The sequence below is a fragment of the Pseudomonas sp. IPO3778 genome, from assembly GCF_013386825.1.
In the GTDB taxonomy this organism is placed as follows: domain Bacteria; phylum Pseudomonadota; class Gammaproteobacteria; order Pseudomonadales; family Pseudomonadaceae; genus Aquipseudomonas.
Genome location: NZ_JACARC010000017.1, coordinates 1 through 15,215 on the forward strand (window position 1 = coordinate 1; position 15,215 = coordinate 15,215).

Consider the following 15,215-nt stretch of genomic DNA (forward strand, 5'->3'; position numbering starts at 1 on the left):
CATCGCGGCGGCCCGCGCAACCGGGCCGGAGTGCGGGCATGCCGAGCCTAGGCGAGGCACCGAGTGGTGGGGCAAAGACCTTTTGGTTACTTTTGGGGCGTTTGCCAAAAGTGACCCGCTGTAAGAGCGGAACCATAAGCCGCCGTTACCTAAATAACGGATATGTACTCAGTCAGGCGTACATATCTCCCCCCCCACCCCACCTACGCAACCATTAGTTACAAGTTGGTGATAACCTCAGTTTCCCCCCACCCAGACCTGCCTCCCCGATGCCCAGTGAACCCGCGCTGCTGTTACGTCACCACCGCCCTTTCATCGCGTTCTGGCTGGCGCGGATCTTTACCGCCAGCGGCTTCCAGATGCTCACCGTGGCCATCGGCTGGAACCTCTACCAACTGACCGGCAATGTACTGGACCTGGGCTTGGTCGGCCTGGTGGAGTTCGTGCCGCGAGTGCTGTTCATGCTGCACACCGGCCATGTGGCCGACCGCTATGAACGGCGCAAGGTCGCGGCCATCTGCCAGACCGTGCAGGCCTTGATCGCGCTGTCCCTGGCAATTGGCGGACTGACCGGCAACGTCACCCGCGAGATGATTTTCATCCTGGCGTTCCTGCTGGGCGCAGCGCGCTCGTTTGAAATGCCCACCACCCAGGCCCTGCTGCCAAGCATCGTGCCCACCGCGCTGTTTCCCCGCGCAGTAGCGTCGTCGCAGTCGGCGCAACAATTGGCGACCATCGTGGCGCCGGCCCTGGGCGGTTTGCTCTACGCCTTTGGCAGCGTCTGGGTGTATGGCCCCACCGTGGTGCTGTACCTGATCGCCTGTGTGCTGACCCTGAACCTGCCCGCCCGGCAAACGCCGCTGAACAAGGCCAAGGCCACCATGGATTCGCTGCTGGCAGGGATTCGCTTTATCCGCAGCCGGCCGGACATCCTCGGGGCGATTTCCCTCGACCTGTTTGCCGTACTGCTGGGCGGCGCCACGGCGCTGCTGCCGGTGTTTGCCAAGGACATTCTGCTGACCGGGCCGTGGGGGCTCGGGCTGCTGCGTTCGGCGCCGGCGGTCGGGGCGTTGATCATGTCGTTGTGGCTCGCACGGTTCGCGGTGGACCGGCATGTGGGGCGGATCATGTTTACCGCCGTCGGCGTGTTCGGTGTCGCCACCATTGCGTTCGGCCTGTCGACCTCGTTCTGGTTCTCCCTGGCCGTGCTGGTGGTATTGGGCGCGGCGGACATGATCAGCATGGTGATCCGCGCCTCGTTCGTGCAACTGGAAACCCCGGATGAAATGCGTGGCCGGGTCAGTGCGGTCAACGGCCTGTTTATCGGCGCGTCGAATCAGTTGGGCGAGTTTGAATCCGGGATCACCGCCCACTGGTTCGGCACCGTGCCGGCGGTGGTCATGGGCGGGATCGGCACGCTGGTGGTGACCGGGGTCTGGATCAAACTGTTCCCGACCCTGGCCAACCGCGACCGCATGCATGTGCCGATGGAAGAACCCAAGGTTTAGAACACCTTGTCGAGGGTGACGGGAAAGTCCCGCACCCGCTTGCCGGTGGCGTGATACACCGCGTTGGCCACCGCCGCCGCTACCCCGACAATCCCGATCTCGCCAACGCCCTTGGAACCCAACGCGTTGACGATTTCGTCGCGTTCTTCGACGAACAGCACGTCAATCTCGCCGATATCCGCGTTTACCGGAATGTGGTATTCGGCCAGGCTGTGGTTCATGTAGCGGCCCAGTTGATGATCAATCTGGGTCTCTTCATGCAACGCCATGCCAATCCCCCAGACCACCCCGCCAAGGATCTGGCTACGGGCCATTTTCGGATTAACCACCCTCCCCGCCGCAATCGCACTGACCACCCGGCTGACCTTGATGGTGCCCAAGTCCTCATCCACCCGCACTTCGACAAACACCGCCGAATGCGTGGCGCAGGCATAGCCTTCTCGCTGTTTGCCCGGCTCGCAATCCACCTGCACTTCCAGCGCCTGTTCGCCGCTGTCCTGCACCAGTTGCGCGAGGGAGATGTGCTGGTCACCGGCATGCAACTGGCCATTTTCAAACCGCGCCGACTCAGCGTCTTTAAAGGCCGGGTAAGTCCTGCGCGCAATGTCCAACAGCGTGGCATTCAACGCCTCACATGCCTGCTGCACCGCGCTGCCCACCGACGACACGGTAAACGAGCCACCCTGCAACGGTGCCGTCGGCAGTGATGAGTCACCCAGCAGAAACGTCACGTCTCCCACTGGAACGCCACTGGCCTGGGCGGCAATCTGGGCCATGACCGTGTAAGTGCCGGTGCCAATATCCGTTGTGGCGCTGCTGACCGTGAGTTTGCCGAGGTGGTCGATGCGCGCCTTGGCGCTGGCCTTCATTTGCAGGGCTTCCCACACGCCACCGGCCATGCCCCAACCAATCAGCTGACGGCCATCACGCATGCTCCGCGGCTCCGGGTTGCGCTGGCTCCAGCCGAACCGTTCGGCACCTTCGCTGTAGCATTCGCGCAAGGCCTTGCTGGACCAGGGCTTGTCTTCGTTCTGATTGCGCTCGGCATAGTTGATCAACCGCAACTGCACCGGGTCGATGCCCAGGGCGCAGGCCAGTTCGTCCATGGCGCACTCCAGGCCGACCACCCCGAGGGCGGCACCCGGCGCACGCACGTCCAACGGCGTGAACACATCCAGCGGCACCAGTTTGTAGGTCAGCTGCACGTTGTCGCAGTGATAAAGCATGCCGCTCCATTCCACCACGTGTTCGCTGAAGTCCTCGAAGCGCGAGGTCTGGCCGATGGCGGTGTGGCCCAGCGCAAGCAAGCGGCCATTCGCGGCAGCACCCAATTGCAGGCGCTGCAAGGTGCGCGGGCGATAGCCGAAGGTGAACATCTGTTGGCGCGTCAGGGTGACGCGCACCGAGCGTTTCAATGCCAGCGAGGCCATCACCGCCAACGGCAGTTGGTACTGCGGGCGCAGGCCGGAACCAAAAGCACCGCCGACGAATGCGGCAAAGATCCGCACCTGGCTTTTATCCAGACCAAAGACTTTTTGCACGTAGGCCTGGCAATTCTGCGGGCCCTGGGTCTTGTCGTGGATATGCAGGGTGCCATCCGGCTGGTACAGCACGGTACTGGCGTGGGGCTCCATCGGGTTGTGGTGTTCGATGGGCGTGCTGTAGTGCAGATCCAGGCGGGTGGCAGCGCCGGTCCATTCAGCCTGGAAGTTGCCCCGCGGCGTGGGCGGTGTTTGCGGCGACAGGTGCGCCTGGCCCTGCAAGGCCAGCAGGTCGGTCTCGGCGGGCTCGGCTGCGTATTCGATCTGCACCAGGGAACCGGCGTGGCGGGCCAGTTCGAGGTTGTCGGCAATCACCAACGCCAACGGCTGGCCGCTGTAGAGCACGCGGTCGTTATACAGCGGGCGAAACGGCGAGCCGTCGGCGGCATCGGCGTCGGCGTAGCTGTCATCGTAACTGGCCAGTTTCGGGCGGTTGAGGTGATCGAGCACCATCACCACACCCGGCAGCGCCAGGGCTTTGGACGCATCGATGCGAATGACGCGCCCCTTGGCGATGTTGCTCGACACCACGCTGCCGTGCAGCAGGCCATCTTCGGCAAACTCACCGGCATAACGCGCTTGCCCGGTGACCTTGAGCAGACCATCCACCCGGTCCAATGGTTGGCCGATCGCACTCATGATGTGGCTCCTGCAACAGCGGCATCGCTCAGGGCGCGAATGATCGCGCGGCGTGCCAGTTTGATCTTGAAGCCGTTGTGTTCCAAAGGCTCGGCGTCTTGCAGCATGGCTTCGGCGGCGGCGCTGAAAGTTTCGCGGCTGACGGACTGGCCGATCAGCGCCGCCTCCACTGCGCGGTCCCGCCAGGGTTTGTGGGCGACGCCGCCCAGGGCCAGCCGGGCATCCACGATCGCATCGCCGTCCAACTCCAGCGCTGCCGCAACGGATACCAGTGCGAAGGCATAAGACGCCCGGTCGCGGACTTTCAGGTAGTGGCTGTGGGCAGCCAGGTGGTCGGCGGGTAACTCGATCGCCGTGATCAATTCGTCGTCGGCCAGCTGGTTATCCCGCTGGGGCGCATCGCCCGGCAACCGGTGGAAGTCGGCAAACTCGATGACCCGCGCACCGCCTCGGCCTTGCACATGCACCCGGGCATCCAGGGCGGCCAGGGCCACGCACATGTCCGAGGGATGGGTGGCGACGCACTGGTCGCTGGCGCCGAGGATCGCGTGGATGCGGTTCAAACCGACCCGCGCCGGGCAGCCGCTGCCGGGTTCGCGTTTGTTGCAGGGCACGGCGGCGTCATAGAAGTAGTAGCAACGGGTGCGCTGCAACAGGTTGCCGCCGGTGCTGGCCATGTTGCGCAATTGCGGCGACGCGCCCGCGAGGATCGCCTGGGACAGCAGAGGGTAGCGTTGTTCGATCAGCGGGTGCCAGGCCAGGTCGGCGTTGCTCACCAAGGCGCCGATCATCAGGCCGCCCTCGGTGGTTTCTTCAACGTCGCGAAGGGGCAGGCCGGTGATATCGATCAGGTGTTCGGGGCGGCTGATGTTCTCTTTCATCAAGTCCAGCAGGTTGGTACCGCCGGCGATAAAGCGCGACACCGGGCTGGCCAGATGCACCGCCTCCTGCACATCGGCCGGTTTGCTGTAATGGAAGGGATTCATTGTTCACCGCCCTGGGTGCGGCACGCCGGCAAGGCTTCTTCGATGGCGTCGCGAATGTTGTTGTAGGCACCGCAGCGGCACAGGTTGCCGCTCATCAGCTCCTGAATTTGCGCCGTGTTGCAGGCTCGGCCTTCACGGGCCAGGCCCACCGCCGAACAAATCTGCCCCGGCGTGCAGTAGCCGCACTGGAAAGCATCGTGCTTGATAAAAGCCTGTTGCATCGGGTGCAGCCTTTCACCCGAGGCCAGGCCTTCGATGGTGGTCAACTCGGCGCCGTCGCACATCACCGCCAGTGTCAGGCAGGCGTTCACCCGCTTGCCGTTGAGCAACACCGTGCAGGCGCCGCACTGACCGTGGTCGCAGCCCTTCTTCGTGCCGGTCAGGTCCAGCTGTTCGCGCAGCAGGTCCAGCAGGGTGGTCCAAGGCAACACATCCAATTGGATGTCTCGGCGATTGAGCATCAGGCTTATCGGATGAGTAACAAACGGCTTGGCCGCAGCAACGTCGGGGGTCGCGCTCATAAACACCTCACGGATTGGTGTGCAATCGCGGCGTTCAGGAAAGTCGCCGTCTTAGCGGTACGACTGGCGGGGGTTATGAGCGTTCAAGACAATTGATGGGTGGCGATCAACGAATGCTGAGGGTCGTCACCAGCTGGTTGCGCGGTGCGTTGATCGAGGTGTTGCTGTACTGGAACGTGCCACCGGCTTCGATATCCACCTGGAATGCATAGATGTAGCCCATCAACCTGCCGGCGCCACTGCACGCCTGGCTGATGGAGCCCACCTGGCAGATCGGCGTCCGGCTGCCCGACAGCGAGGCGCCATCGAAGAACGCCTGGGAGCTGTTGCCCAAGCCGACCTCCATCACGTACACGAGCGTTTGCCCGCGGTGCGTGCACATCTGGGTGCTGGCCGCTCGTTCAGGGATGGTTTCCGTGCACGTGGCCGACTGCACCTTGAATACCCGCACCTCGCTCAACGCCGGTGCAGGCGCGCCCCAAGCCGGTGCTGCGCCGAGCCACAGGCCGATACAACCGAACAGAGCTAGACTCCAGGCGCTGGCTTTTTTCATGCTGTCGATGACCCTGTAATAAACGTCGGCGCAGTATGCCTCAAGGCCATGATCAAGCCTATGCGCCACTGGCCCTCGGCTGCTGGTATGATGCGCCGCTTTTTCCGATCCTCTCTGGAACCACAGGCGCTTGGCGCAGTTTGTGCTTTGACTTAGAGGTCAACAAATAACGACGCAAAATAGCGTCACTGGGAGCAGGCATGCTGGAAAAGCTGTTTCAACTCAAGGCACACAATACGAATGTGCGCACCGAGATTCTTGCGGGCGTCACCACCTTCCTGGCCATGGCCTACATCCTGTTCGTCAACCCGAGCATTCTCGGCGAGACCGGCATGGACAAGGGCGCGGTCTTCGTTGCGACCTGCCTGGCGGCCGCCATCGGCTCCACCGTGATGGGCCTGATCGCCAACTACCCGATTGCCCTGGCACCGGGCATGGGCCTCAATGCGTTCTTCACCTACACCGTGGTCCTGCACATGGGCCATACCTGGCAAGTGGCGCTGGGGGCGGTGTTCATCTCGGCGGTGCTGTTCTTCCTGCTGTCGATCTTCCGCATCCGTGAATGGATCATCAACAGCATCCCGTTGCCGCTGCGCTCGGCGATTGCGGCGGGTATCGGCCTGTTCCTGGCGCTGATCGCCCTGCACAACGCCGGCATCGTGGTCAGCAACCCGGCCACCATGGTGGGCCTGGGCGACCTGAAACAACCGGCGCCGATCCTAGCCACCCTGGGTTTCGCGCTGATTGTTGCGCTGGAAGCCCTGAAAGTGCGCGGCGCAGTGTTGATCGGCATCCTGGTGGTGACCATCGCCTCCATCGTGCTGGGCTTTACCCCGTTCGGCGGCGTGATGTCGATGCCACCTTCGCTGGCCCCGACCTTCCTGCAGCTGGACATTAAAGGCGCGCTGGACATCGGTCTGGTGAGCGTGATTTTCGCCTTCCTGTTCGTCGACCTGTTCGACAACTCCGGCACCCTGATCGGCGTCGCCAAGCGCGCAGGTCTCATGGGCAAGGACGGCCACATGCCGAAGATGGGCCGTGCGCTGATCGCCGACAGTACTGCCGCCATGGCCGGCTCCCTGCTGGGCACCTCCACCACCACCAGCTATATCGAATCGGCGGCAGGCGTGAGCGCCGGTGGCCGTACCGGTTTGACGGCCGTTGTGGTCGCGATCCTGTTCCTGCTGGCGCTGTTCTTCTCGCCACTGGCGGCCAGCGTACCGGCCTTCGCCACCGCGCCGGCGCTGCTGTTTGTGGCCGTGCTGATGACCTCGGGCCTGGCCGAAATCGACTGGGACGACATCACCGTCGCCGCACCGGTGGTGATCACCGCCCTGGCGATGCCATTCACTTATTCCATCGCCAACGGCATTGCCTTCGGTTTCATCGCCTGGACCGCCATCAAGCTGCTTTCGGGCCGCTACCGTGAGCTGAACCCGGCGCTGGTGATCCTGTCGATTCTGTTTGTGATCAAGCTGGGCTGGTTCAACGCATGACTTTTGACGCCGCAAGCTACACCGTTCAACTGCAAGACAAGGTCACGCGCTTGCGTGACCTGCTGGCGCCGTTCGACGCGCCGGAGCCTCAGGTGTTCGACTCGCCCTTGCAGAACTTCCGCCTGCGGGCGGAGTTCCGCCTGTGGCGCGAAGGCGGTGAGCGCCACTACGCAATGTTCTCCCAGGATGACAAGCGCACGCCGATCCTCATCGAAGAGTTCCCGATTGCCAGCCTGCGCATCAACCAGTTGATGCCGCAGCTCAAGGCCGCCTGGCAAGCCAGCGCCGCCCTGAGCCACAAGCTGTTCCAGGTGGAGTTCCTCACCACCCTGGCGGGCGATGCGATGATCACCCTGTGCTATCACCGCCCGCTGGACGAGCATTGGCACACCGCCGCGAACAAGCTGGCGGCTGATCTGAATGTCAGCATCATCGGCCGTTCCAAGGGCAAGCGTGACGTGATCGGCCGCGATTACGTGGTCGAGAAACTCGACGTTGGCGGGCGCACCTTCAGCTACCGCCAGCCCGAAGGCGCGTTCACCCAGCCCAACGGCACGGTGAACCAGAAGATGCTCAACTGGGCGTACGAAGCCCTGGGCGATCGCCGTGATGATTTGCTGGAGCTGTACTGCGGCAACGGCAACTTCACCCTGCCCCTGGCTACCCGCGTACGCAAAGTGCTGGCCACCGAGATCAGCAAGACTTCGGTGAACGCGGCCCTGAGCAACCTCGATGAAAACGCGGTGGATAACGTCACCCTGGTGCGTTTGTCTGCTGAAGAACTGACCGAAGCCTTGAACGAAGTGCGGCCGTTCCGACGCCTGCACGGCATCGACCTCAAGGGCTACGAGTTCGGCAGCGTGTTCGTCGACCCGCCGCGTGCGGGCATGGACCCGGACACCTGCGAACTGACCCGGCGCTTCGAAAACATCCTGTACATCTCCTGCAACCCGGAGACGCTGGCGGCGAACATTGCGCAACTGCATGACACGCACCGGATTACCCAGTGCGCGATGTTTGACCAGTTCCCGTGGACCCACCACATGGAATCGGGCGTGTTGCTGACCCGGCGTTAAGTACCCAGGCCACTGAACGTATCCAATGTGGGAGCTGTCCAGCCCTCACATTGGTACTCATGTCTCAGTTGAATCACCGTCTTCCAGCACCTCCTTGCGTGGCCGCCCGCCCTTCTTGCCATTGGCTCGGGCGGCAGCGGATTTGGCGGCGCTGCTCTTGCGACCGTTGTGGGAGGCCACCAGGCTTGTCGCCAGGGCCATTAAAGGCGCGCTTGTGGCGATAAGGCCCGTGATGGAAACATCCAGGTCCCGGGCCTCACAGCAAACCGCCCTGCCACCAAACCCGACGTCCAACTGCTGGAAATCCTGCAAGGTAAACCCGTCGAACTCCGGCAGGCCCGCCACCGGCAACAGGATGCGACTGCCGTCGCTGAAGCCAATGGACAGGCAGTCATTCTCATAACGCACGTTACTGGCGTTGGCGTACAGACGCTTTGACCTGCGCCCCCGGTCTATCGCCGCGTCGATATCGGCCTCGGTGATCGGTACGTACGGTAGAACGTTGGCTTTTACGATTTTTTTCATAAGTCGATCTCTACAAAACCCGGCGCCCTGACCAGATTCAGAATGGTTTTCTGCCCCACGACGTCGTGCCGGGCATGTGCGATCACATAAACACCCCGCTGAATGATCAACCCGGGTAACACCTCACCGGCGTCCCAATCCCAGGAGTGATTCTCCAGACACACTGTTTGCAGCTTTTCCCACCAAATCCTGCGTGCCCGCGCCAGGTAGTGCCGCTGCATTATTGCCTCGCGTATTCCCTCCAGGACCGCTGTCGTTGGCCGCCTCCCTTCAGGGTCCACATCCCACAACTCCACCCGGCCATCCAGAAAGCTAAAACGAAACCTCGCATTCCATTCCCTGCCAGCCACATGCACATGGGGTGGGCAATGCTCATCCCTGAGAAACACCGCAATCACATGTCCTTTGTAAGTGCCTACTTTCATCTTAACCCATCCGTTAGGTTATTTTCTGCCAGGTAACACTTTCCTCCTGCAGCCCGACAAGCGGCAGCGCCTGCTGGAGTTATCGCCACAGGCTAGTCGCAGGCCCCCATTCGTCGAACGCCGTGTTGTAACCGTTCATGGAAACAGTGCCCAACGCCCAACGCGCGAGAATCCTCGTCACACCCGCTTTCAATTGGCGTTCGATAATCGCCCGTTTCCCACCCCGTCGATTGACCAAACTAACCATTCAGTACATTTTAACTCCACCGACAAAAACAACAGTGGAGACCCCTTTATGCCGCCCATCGTGCTGGTGCTCAACGGCCCCAATCTCAACCTGCTCGGCACTCGCGAGCCCGCCACCTACGGCCATGAAACCCTCGCCGACCTCGCCGCCCTGTGTGGCCGCAGCGCTGAACAGCTCGGGTTGAAAGTCGAGTTCCGCCAGACCAACCACGAAGGCGAACTGCTGGACTGGATCCACGGCGCCCGCGCCCGTTGCGCCGGCATCGTGATCAACCCGGCGGCCTGGACCCACACCTCGGTGGCCATCCGCGACGCGCTGGTGGCCAGTGAAGTGCCGGTAATCGAAGTGCATTTGTCCAACGTGCATGCCCGGGAAGCGTTCCGTCATCACTCGTTTGTATCGCCTATCGCCAAGGCCGTGCTCGCCGGTTTTGGCAGCCATGGTTATCACCTGGCCCTTGAACATTTCAGCAAGACCTTGAAGGGATGAACCCTGTGTCCAAACGTCGAATCCTCGCCGGCCTGATAGGCGCGGGCATCCAGGCCTCCCGCACGCCCGCCCTGCACGAGCACGAAGGCGATGCCCAGGGCCTGCGTTACCTGTACCGCCTGATCGACCTCGATCAGTTGCAAACGGACACCCGCGCCCTGCCCGACCTGCTGATGGCGGCCGAGCAGATGAACTTCACCGGCCTGAACATCACCTACCCCTGCAAGCAGGCGATCCTGCCGTTGCTGGACGACCTGTCGCCCGAGGCGCGGGGCATCGGCGCAGTGAATACCGTGGTGTTCCGGGATGGTGAGCGAATCGGACACAACACCGACTGCCTGGGTTTTGCCGAAGGCTTTCGCCGGGGCTTGAGTGACGTGGCTCGCAAACGCGTGGTGCAGATGGGCGCCGGCGGTGCCGGGGCGGCGGTGGCCCATGCGCTGCTGGGGGAAGGTGTGGAACGGTTGAGCATTTTCGACATGGACGCCGAGCGCGCCCGCAGCCTGGCGGACAACCTCAACCAGCACTTCGGTGCGGGCCGGGCGCAGGCGGGCAATGACCTGGAAAGTGCCATGGCCGAGGCCGACGGCCTGGTGAACACCACGCCGATGGGCATGGCCAAGCTGCCGGGCATGCCGGTGCCACTGGACACCTTGCGCGCCGATGTGTGGGTGGCCGAGATTGTGTATTTCCCGCTGGAGACCGAACTGCTGCGCAACGCCCGCGCCCTGGGTTGCCGCACCCTGGATGGTGGCCACATGGCGGTGTTTCAGGCGGTGAAGGCGTTTGAGTTGTTCAGTGGGGAAGTGGCGGATGCTGAGCGGATGCTGGCGCACTTCCAGAGCATGAACCACTAACTGCAGGAACCGGATCAAAATGTGGGAGCTGGCTTGCCTGCGATGCAAGCACCTCGGTACTTCAGACAAACCGAGTTGATCCTATCGCGGGCAAGCCCGGCTCCCACATTTGTTCAGTGTTAAATTCAAGCCTGCAGGTAGCGCAACACCGACTCGCAGATCATCGCCCGGTGCCGCTGCTTGACCGCCTCATCCGACAACTCGATCTGAAAGATCTCGCTGAAGGTGTGGCGGTTGGACACCCGGTAAAAGCTGAACGAGTTGATCAGCAGGTGCACGTCCAACGGCTCCAGCCCTGCGCGGAACACACCCAACTCGGCGCCCCGGCGCAACGTGGTGCCGAGGGCTTCGAGGATGTTGCTGTTCATCGCCTTGATGGACGTCGACTGTTTTACATACTCGGCGTTGTGGATGTTCTCGATGCTCACGATCCGCACAAAATCCACGTTCTGATCGTGGTGATCGAAAGTGAATTCCACCAACCGCCGGATCGCTTCCCGCGGCTCCAGGGCCGTCAGGTTCATCCGGGTTTCGGTGTTGCGAATATCGCCGTAGAGCTTCTCCAGCACCTCGACGTAGAGCTGCTCCTTACTGCCGAAGTAGTAATAGATCATGCGCTTGGAGGTCTGGATGCGCTCGGCGATCGCGTCCACCCGAGCGCCGGAAAGGCCCTGCGTGACGAACTCGACGATGGCTTCCTGCAGGATGTTTTCGCGGGTCTTTTCCGGGTTGTTCTTGCGACTCTTGCGCGGCGCAAGGGCCGCGGCGGGAAGCTCGGAAGTCAGGGTCATGGTGCGCTCACGGCCTTAGGTGCAGGCGGTGATTATGGGCCGCGCTGCACGCCGAAGGAAGCGCCGGCACCTTACAACCTGGCCTGGCGCGCCGCACCGCTGCGGGACTTGGCCATGGCTGCCAGACGCACCGCCACGTTGGCCGCACCGTAACCGGCATAACCGTTCTTGCGCTGAATGATCTCGAAGAAAAACCGGCCTTCAAACGGTTCGGTGTACACGTGAAACAGCTCACCGCCCTGGGCATCACGGTCGTACAGCACGTTGTAATACGCGAGCTGGCTGAGGAACTCGTCATCAAAATCAAACCGCGCCGCCAGATCGTCGTAGTAGTTCAGCGGAATATCCAGCAGCGGTACGCCGGCGTCCTTGGCCCGGCTGACCTCGGCGAAAATGTCCGCACAGTCGAAGGCAATGTGGTGCACACCCGAGCCGCGATAGCTCGACAGCGCGTGGGAAATCGCGGTGTTGCGGTTCTCGGAAATATTCAGCGGCAGGCGAATCGAGCTGCACCGGCTGCGCAGTGCGCGGCTTTTCACCAGGCCGTAGGGGTCGGGCAGCACCACTTCATCGTCGGCTTCGAAATCCAGCAGGCTCTTGTAGAACAGCACCCAACTGTCGAGGCTGTCGGCAGGCAACGCCATCGCCATATGGTCGATGCGCAGCAGGCCGCCGCTGGCCGCGCGCGCCGGTTGCAGGTTGAAATCGGTGTCGTAGAGCCCGCCTTCATGCTGGTCCACCAGGTAAATCAGGCTGCCATCCGGTGCACGCACCGCCGCCAGTTCCAGCTCATTGGGGCCGACCAGGCCGCGGTACGGCTGGCCCTTGTAGGCCACCGCCCGCTCCAGGGCCTTGGCGCTGTCTTTCACGCGGATCGCCGTGGCGCACAACGATGGGCCGTGGGCCTCAAAAAAGTTATGGGCGAAGGAATAGGGTTCGCAATTGAGGATCAGGTTGATATCGCCCTGGCGCAGCAGGCTGACGCTCTTGGAACGATGCTGCCCGGCCTTGACGAAGCCCAGGCGCTCCAGCCATGAGGTGAGCTTGGCACCGAGGTTTTCATCCACGGCAAATTCCAGGAACTCGATGCCGTCGTATTCGCTGGCGGCCGGGGTTTCAAACAGAATCTCGGGGGCCGGCGGCGCCTCTTGCTCCAAACGCTGGCGCGTCTTCTCTTCCAGGTACAGCAGCGAGCGCAGGCCGTCGGCGGCGTTGGCCCGGGTCGGTGCGGCGCGGAAGCCGTCGTTGAAAATCTCCAGGGACAACGGCCCGGTATAACCGCTCTTGATGATCGGCGCGAGGAAGCCCGCCAGGTCAAATTCGCCCTGGCCGGGGAAGCAGCGAAAATGCCGACTCCACTCCAGCACGTCCATCGCCAGGATCGGCGCGTCGGCCATCTGCACAAAGAAAATCTTGTCGCCGGGGATCTCGGCGATGGCACTCGGGTCGCCCTTGAGGGACAGCGTGTGGAAGCTGTCGAGCAACACGCCGAGGCTGGGGTGATCGACCTTGCGCACCAGGTTCCACACCTGTTGCCAGGTGTTCACATGCCGCCCCCACGCCAGCGCTTCATAGCCAATGCGCAGGCCACGGCGGCCGGCGTGTTCGGCCAGCAGGCTCAAGTCATCCAGCAGAATGCGTTCATCGCCGACGGAATCGGCTGACGCGTTACTGCACACCAACACCAGGTCGGTGCCCAGTTCCTGCATCAAGTCGAACTTGCGCTCGGCTCGCTCCAGGTTGCGTGCCAGGCGGTCGCGGCGGCAGCCTTCAAAATCCCGGAACGGCTGGAACAAGGTGATGGCAATGCCGAGGTCGGCGCACATCTGCCTGACTTCCCGCGGGCTGCCGTCGTAATACAGCAGATCGTTTTCGAAGATTTCCACGCCATCAAACCCGGCCGCCGCGATGGCTTCGAGTTTTTCCGGCAGGGTTCCGCTCAAGGAAACGGTGGCGATGGAGCGTTGCATGGGGCGACTCCCGGTAGTGTGGCATGCCTTATTTACGGCAAATTATTGGCCGCCAAACCCCTCACAGCAATTGAAATGTACGAACCAGTTAGTTTTATGGGCGATTATCGAACAGAATGGCAATCCGCGAATTGACGATTTTTTAGCCACTGCGCACCATCGACAACACATTGAGTCCCGCTCCTGTTGAGCGGCCTCGGTTAACCAAGACCCTGAACACACCATAAAAATTTCAAAAAAACGGGTACTTCCTCATGCCTTCGCAAACTCCCGCCGTGGCCGTGCGCCACAGCAATTCCCCTAGCGGCATCGGCGACAAAATCCGTGGCGCCATGGCGGTCGGTAAAACCCGCTGGGGCATGCTGGCCCTGGTGTTCTTCGCCACCACCCTGAACTACATTGACCGCGCCGCACTCGGCGTCATGCAGCCGATCCTGGCCAAGGAAATGAGCTGGACGGCGATGGACTACGCCAACATCAACTTCTGGTTCCAGGTGGGTTACGCCATCGGCTTTGTGCTGCAGGGCCGGTTGATCGACCGGGTCGGCGTCAAGCGCGTGTTCTTCTGCGCGGTGCTGCTGTGGAGCCTGGCCACCGGCGCCCATGGCCTGGCCACCTCGGCGGTGGGCTTTATGGTCTGCCGGTTTATCCTCGGGCTGACCGAAGCCGCCAACTACCCGGCCTGCGTCAAGACCACCCGCCTGTGGTTCCCCGCCGGCGAACGTGCGGTGGCCACCGGGATCTTCAACGCCGGCACCAACGTCGGCGCGATGATGACACCCATGCTGCTGCCGCTGATCCTCCACGTGTGGGGCTGGCAGGCCGCGTTCCTGTGCATGTCGGCACTGGGCGCCATCTGGCTGGTGTTCTGGGGGTTGAAGTACTACAACCCGGAAGAGCATCCGAGCGTGAAGCAATCGGAACTGGACTACGTGCAACAGGAAGTCGAACCGGAACAACCCCGCGTGCCGTTCAGCCGTATCCTGCGCATGCGCGGCACCTGGGCCTTCGCCCTCGCCTACTCGATGACCGCGCCGGTGTTCTGGTTCTACCTGTATTGGCTGCCGCCGTTCCTGAATCAGCAGTACAACCTGGGCATCAACGTGACCCAGATGGGCATCCCGCTGATCATCATTTACCTGACGGCGGATTTCGGCAGCATTGGCGGCGGGATTCTGTCTTCGTTCCTGATTGGTCGCGGGATGAATCCGATCAAGGCGCGGCTGTTATCCATGCTGTTGTTCGCCTGCTGCATCGTCGGGGTGATCATGGCCGCCGGTTCCAGCCAACTGTGGGTCGCGGTGTTTGCCATCTCCCTGGCCATCGGCGCGCACCAGGCCTGGACCGCCAACATCTGGAGCCTGGTGATGGACTACACGCCCAAGCACATGATGAGCACGGTGTTTGGTTTTGGCGGCATGTGCGCGGCGGTCGGCGGGATGTTCATGACCCAGATTGTCGGCCATATCCTGACGGTGACAAACAACAACTACACCGTGCTGTTCACCCTGATTCCGGCGATGTACTTCATCGCGCTGATTTGGATGTACTTCATGGCGCCGCGCAAGATTCCGACCGTCGAGGTCTGAGT

14 protein-coding genes are annotated in these 15,215 nt (G+C 62.2%); 6 read left to right on the forward strand and 8 right to left on the reverse strand.

Going from position 1 to position 15,215, the window contains the following annotated elements:
- Positions 1-269 precede the first annotated feature (269 nt).
- Positions 270-1,508: an MFS transporter gene (locus HX855_RS06455; protein WP_177082714.1), complete on the forward strand. Its 1,239-nt coding sequence runs from the start codon at positions 270-272 to the stop codon at positions 1,506-1,508.
- On the opposite strand, the gene HX855_RS06460 is transcribed toward HX855_RS06455, so the two are convergent.
- The 4 genes from HX855_RS06460 to HX855_RS06475 all read right to left on the reverse strand — a co-directional run bounded on the left by HX855_RS06460 (position 1,505) and on the right by HX855_RS06475 (position 5,748).
- Positions 1,505-3,688 carry a xanthine dehydrogenase family protein molybdopterin-binding subunit gene (locus HX855_RS06460; RefSeq protein ID WP_177082716.1) on the reverse strand — a complete coding sequence of 728 codons (2,184 nt, stop codon included), beginning with the start codon at positions 3,686-3,688 and terminating at the stop codon, positions 1,505-1,507. The genes HX855_RS06455 and HX855_RS06460 overlap by 4 nt on opposite strands.
- Entirely contained in the window at positions 3,685-4,674 is a 990-nt protein-coding gene (locus tag HX855_RS06465) for a xanthine dehydrogenase family protein subunit M (protein WP_177082718.1), read from the reverse strand. Before HX855_RS06465 ends, HX855_RS06460 begins: the two co-directional genes overlap by 4 nt.
- Positions 4,671-5,195, reverse strand: a complete 525-nt coding sequence (locus HX855_RS06470; protein WP_177082720.1) for a (2Fe-2S)-binding protein — start codon at positions 5,193-5,195, stop codon at positions 4,671-4,673. Before HX855_RS06470 ends, HX855_RS06465 begins: the two co-directional genes overlap by 4 nt.
- Before the next feature lie 106 nt (positions 5,196-5,301).
- Positions 5,302-5,748 (reverse strand): DUF4879 domain-containing protein, encoded by a 447-nt coding sequence (locus tag HX855_RS06475; RefSeq protein ID WP_177082723.1) that lies wholly within the window; start codon positions 5,746-5,748, stop codon positions 5,302-5,304.
- 200 nt (positions 5,749-5,948) lie between these two features.
- Between HX855_RS06475 and HX855_RS06480 the strand changes: the two genes are divergently transcribed.
- Complete coding sequence (locus HX855_RS06480) at positions 5,949-7,244, forward strand: NCS2 family permease (protein ID WP_003215557.1); 1,296 nt, start codon at positions 5,949-5,951, stop codon at positions 7,242-7,244.
- Complete coding sequence (gene trmA, locus HX855_RS06485) at positions 7,241-8,320, forward strand: tRNA (uridine(54)-C5)-methyltransferase TrmA (protein WP_177082725.1); 1,080 nt, start codon at positions 7,241-7,243, stop codon at positions 8,318-8,320. The genes HX855_RS06480 and trmA overlap by 4 nt, the downstream gene beginning before the upstream one ends.
- 57 nt (positions 8,321-8,377) lie before the next feature.
- Here the strand turns inward: trmA and HX855_RS06490 are convergent, their stop codons facing one another.
- Positions 8,378-8,845: a DUF2442 domain-containing protein gene (locus HX855_RS06490; protein WP_177082727.1), complete on the reverse strand. Its 468-nt coding sequence runs from the start codon at positions 8,843-8,845 to the stop codon at positions 8,378-8,380.
- Positions 8,842-9,270 (reverse strand): DUF4160 domain-containing protein, encoded by a 429-nt coding sequence (locus HX855_RS06495; RefSeq protein ID WP_177082729.1) that lies wholly within the window; start codon positions 9,268-9,270, stop codon positions 8,842-8,844. The genes HX855_RS06490 and HX855_RS06495 overlap by 4 nt, the downstream gene beginning before the upstream one ends.
- Positions 9,271-9,565: 295 nt before the next feature.
- On the opposite strand from HX855_RS06495, the gene aroQ reads away from it, so the two are divergent.
- On the forward strand, positions 9,566-10,006 hold the full coding sequence (gene aroQ / locus HX855_RS06500; RefSeq protein ID WP_087693554.1) for a type II 3-dehydroquinate dehydratase: 441 nt from the start codon (positions 9,566-9,568) through the stop codon (positions 10,004-10,006).
- On the forward strand, positions 10,003-10,863 hold the full coding sequence (locus tag HX855_RS06505) for a shikimate dehydrogenase (protein ID WP_177082731.1): 861 nt from the start codon (positions 10,003-10,005) through the stop codon (positions 10,861-10,863). The genes aroQ and HX855_RS06505 overlap by 4 nt, the downstream gene beginning before the upstream one ends.
- Positions 10,864-10,988: 125 nt before the next feature.
- Here the strand turns inward: HX855_RS06505 and HX855_RS06510 are convergent, their stop codons facing one another.
- Together HX855_RS06510 and quiC are read right to left on the reverse strand one after the other, a co-directional pair.
- Positions 10,989-11,654, reverse strand: coding sequence for a TetR/AcrR family transcriptional regulator (locus HX855_RS06510; RefSeq protein ID WP_177082733.1), 666 nt, complete (start codon positions 11,652-11,654; stop codon positions 10,989-10,991).
- Between the two features lie 71 nt (positions 11,655-11,725).
- Positions 11,726-13,624 (reverse strand): 3-dehydroshikimate dehydratase QuiC, encoded by a 1,899-nt coding sequence (gene quiC / locus HX855_RS06515; protein WP_177082735.1) that lies wholly within the window; start codon positions 13,622-13,624, stop codon positions 11,726-11,728.
- A 254-nt stretch (positions 13,625-13,878) separates the two neighbouring features.
- On the opposite strand from quiC, the gene HX855_RS06520 reads away from it, so the two are divergent.
- Positions 13,879-15,213, forward strand: a complete 1,335-nt coding sequence (locus tag HX855_RS06520) for an MFS transporter (RefSeq protein ID WP_177082737.1) — start codon at positions 13,879-13,881, stop codon at positions 15,211-15,213.
- The last annotated feature ends 2 nt before the right edge of the window (positions 15,214-15,215 follow it).

What these genes read in the sequence shown, in the direction of transcription:
- HX855_RS06510 (WP_177082733.1), bottom strand. Translation starts at nt 11,654, where the DNA reads ATGACCCTGACTTCCGAGCTTCCCGCCGCGGCCCTTGCGCCGCGCAAG.
- quiC (WP_177082735.1), bottom strand. Translation starts at nt 13,624, where the DNA reads ATGCAACGCTCCATCGCCACCGTTTCCTTGAGCGGAACCCTGCCGGAA.
- HX855_RS06480 (WP_003215557.1), top strand. Translation starts at nt 5,949, where the DNA reads ATGCTGGAAAAGCTGTTTCAACTCAAGGCACACAATACGAATGTGCGC.
- HX855_RS06490 (WP_177082727.1), bottom strand. Translation starts at nt 8,845, where the DNA reads ATGAAAAAAATCGTAAAAGCCAACGTTCTACCGTACGTACCGATCACC.
- HX855_RS06505 (WP_177082731.1), top strand. Translation starts at nt 10,003, where the DNA reads ATGAACCCTGTGTCCAAACGTCGAATCCTCGCCGGCCTGATAGGCGCG.
- HX855_RS06495 (WP_177082729.1), bottom strand. Translation starts at nt 9,270, where the DNA reads ATGAAAGTAGGCACTTACAAAGGACATGTGATTGCGGTGTTTCTCAGG.
- aroQ (WP_087693554.1), top strand. Translation starts at nt 9,566, where the DNA reads ATGCCGCCCATCGTGCTGGTGCTCAACGGCCCCAATCTCAACCTGCTC.
- HX855_RS06520 (WP_177082737.1), top strand. Translation starts at nt 13,879, where the DNA reads ATGCCTTCGCAAACTCCCGCCGTGGCCGTGCGCCACAGCAATTCCCCT.
- HX855_RS06455 (WP_177082714.1), top strand. Translation starts at nt 270, where the DNA reads ATGCCCAGTGAACCCGCGCTGCTGTTACGTCACCACCGCCCTTTCATC.
- HX855_RS06460 (WP_177082716.1), bottom strand. Translation starts at nt 3,688, where the DNA reads ATGAGTGCGATCGGCCAACCATTGGACCGGGTGGATGGTCTGCTCAAG.
- HX855_RS06475 (WP_177082723.1), bottom strand. Translation starts at nt 5,748, where the DNA reads ATGAAAAAAGCCAGCGCCTGGAGTCTAGCTCTGTTCGGTTGTATCGGC.
- trmA (WP_177082725.1), top strand. Translation starts at nt 7,241, where the DNA reads ATGACTTTTGACGCCGCAAGCTACACCGTTCAACTGCAAGACAAGGTC.
- HX855_RS06470 (WP_177082720.1), bottom strand. Translation starts at nt 5,195, where the DNA reads ATGAGCGCGACCCCCGACGTTGCTGCGGCCAAGCCGTTTGTTACTCAT.
- HX855_RS06465 (WP_177082718.1), bottom strand. Translation starts at nt 4,674, where the DNA reads ATGAATCCCTTCCATTACAGCAAACCGGCCGATGTGCAGGAGGCGGTG.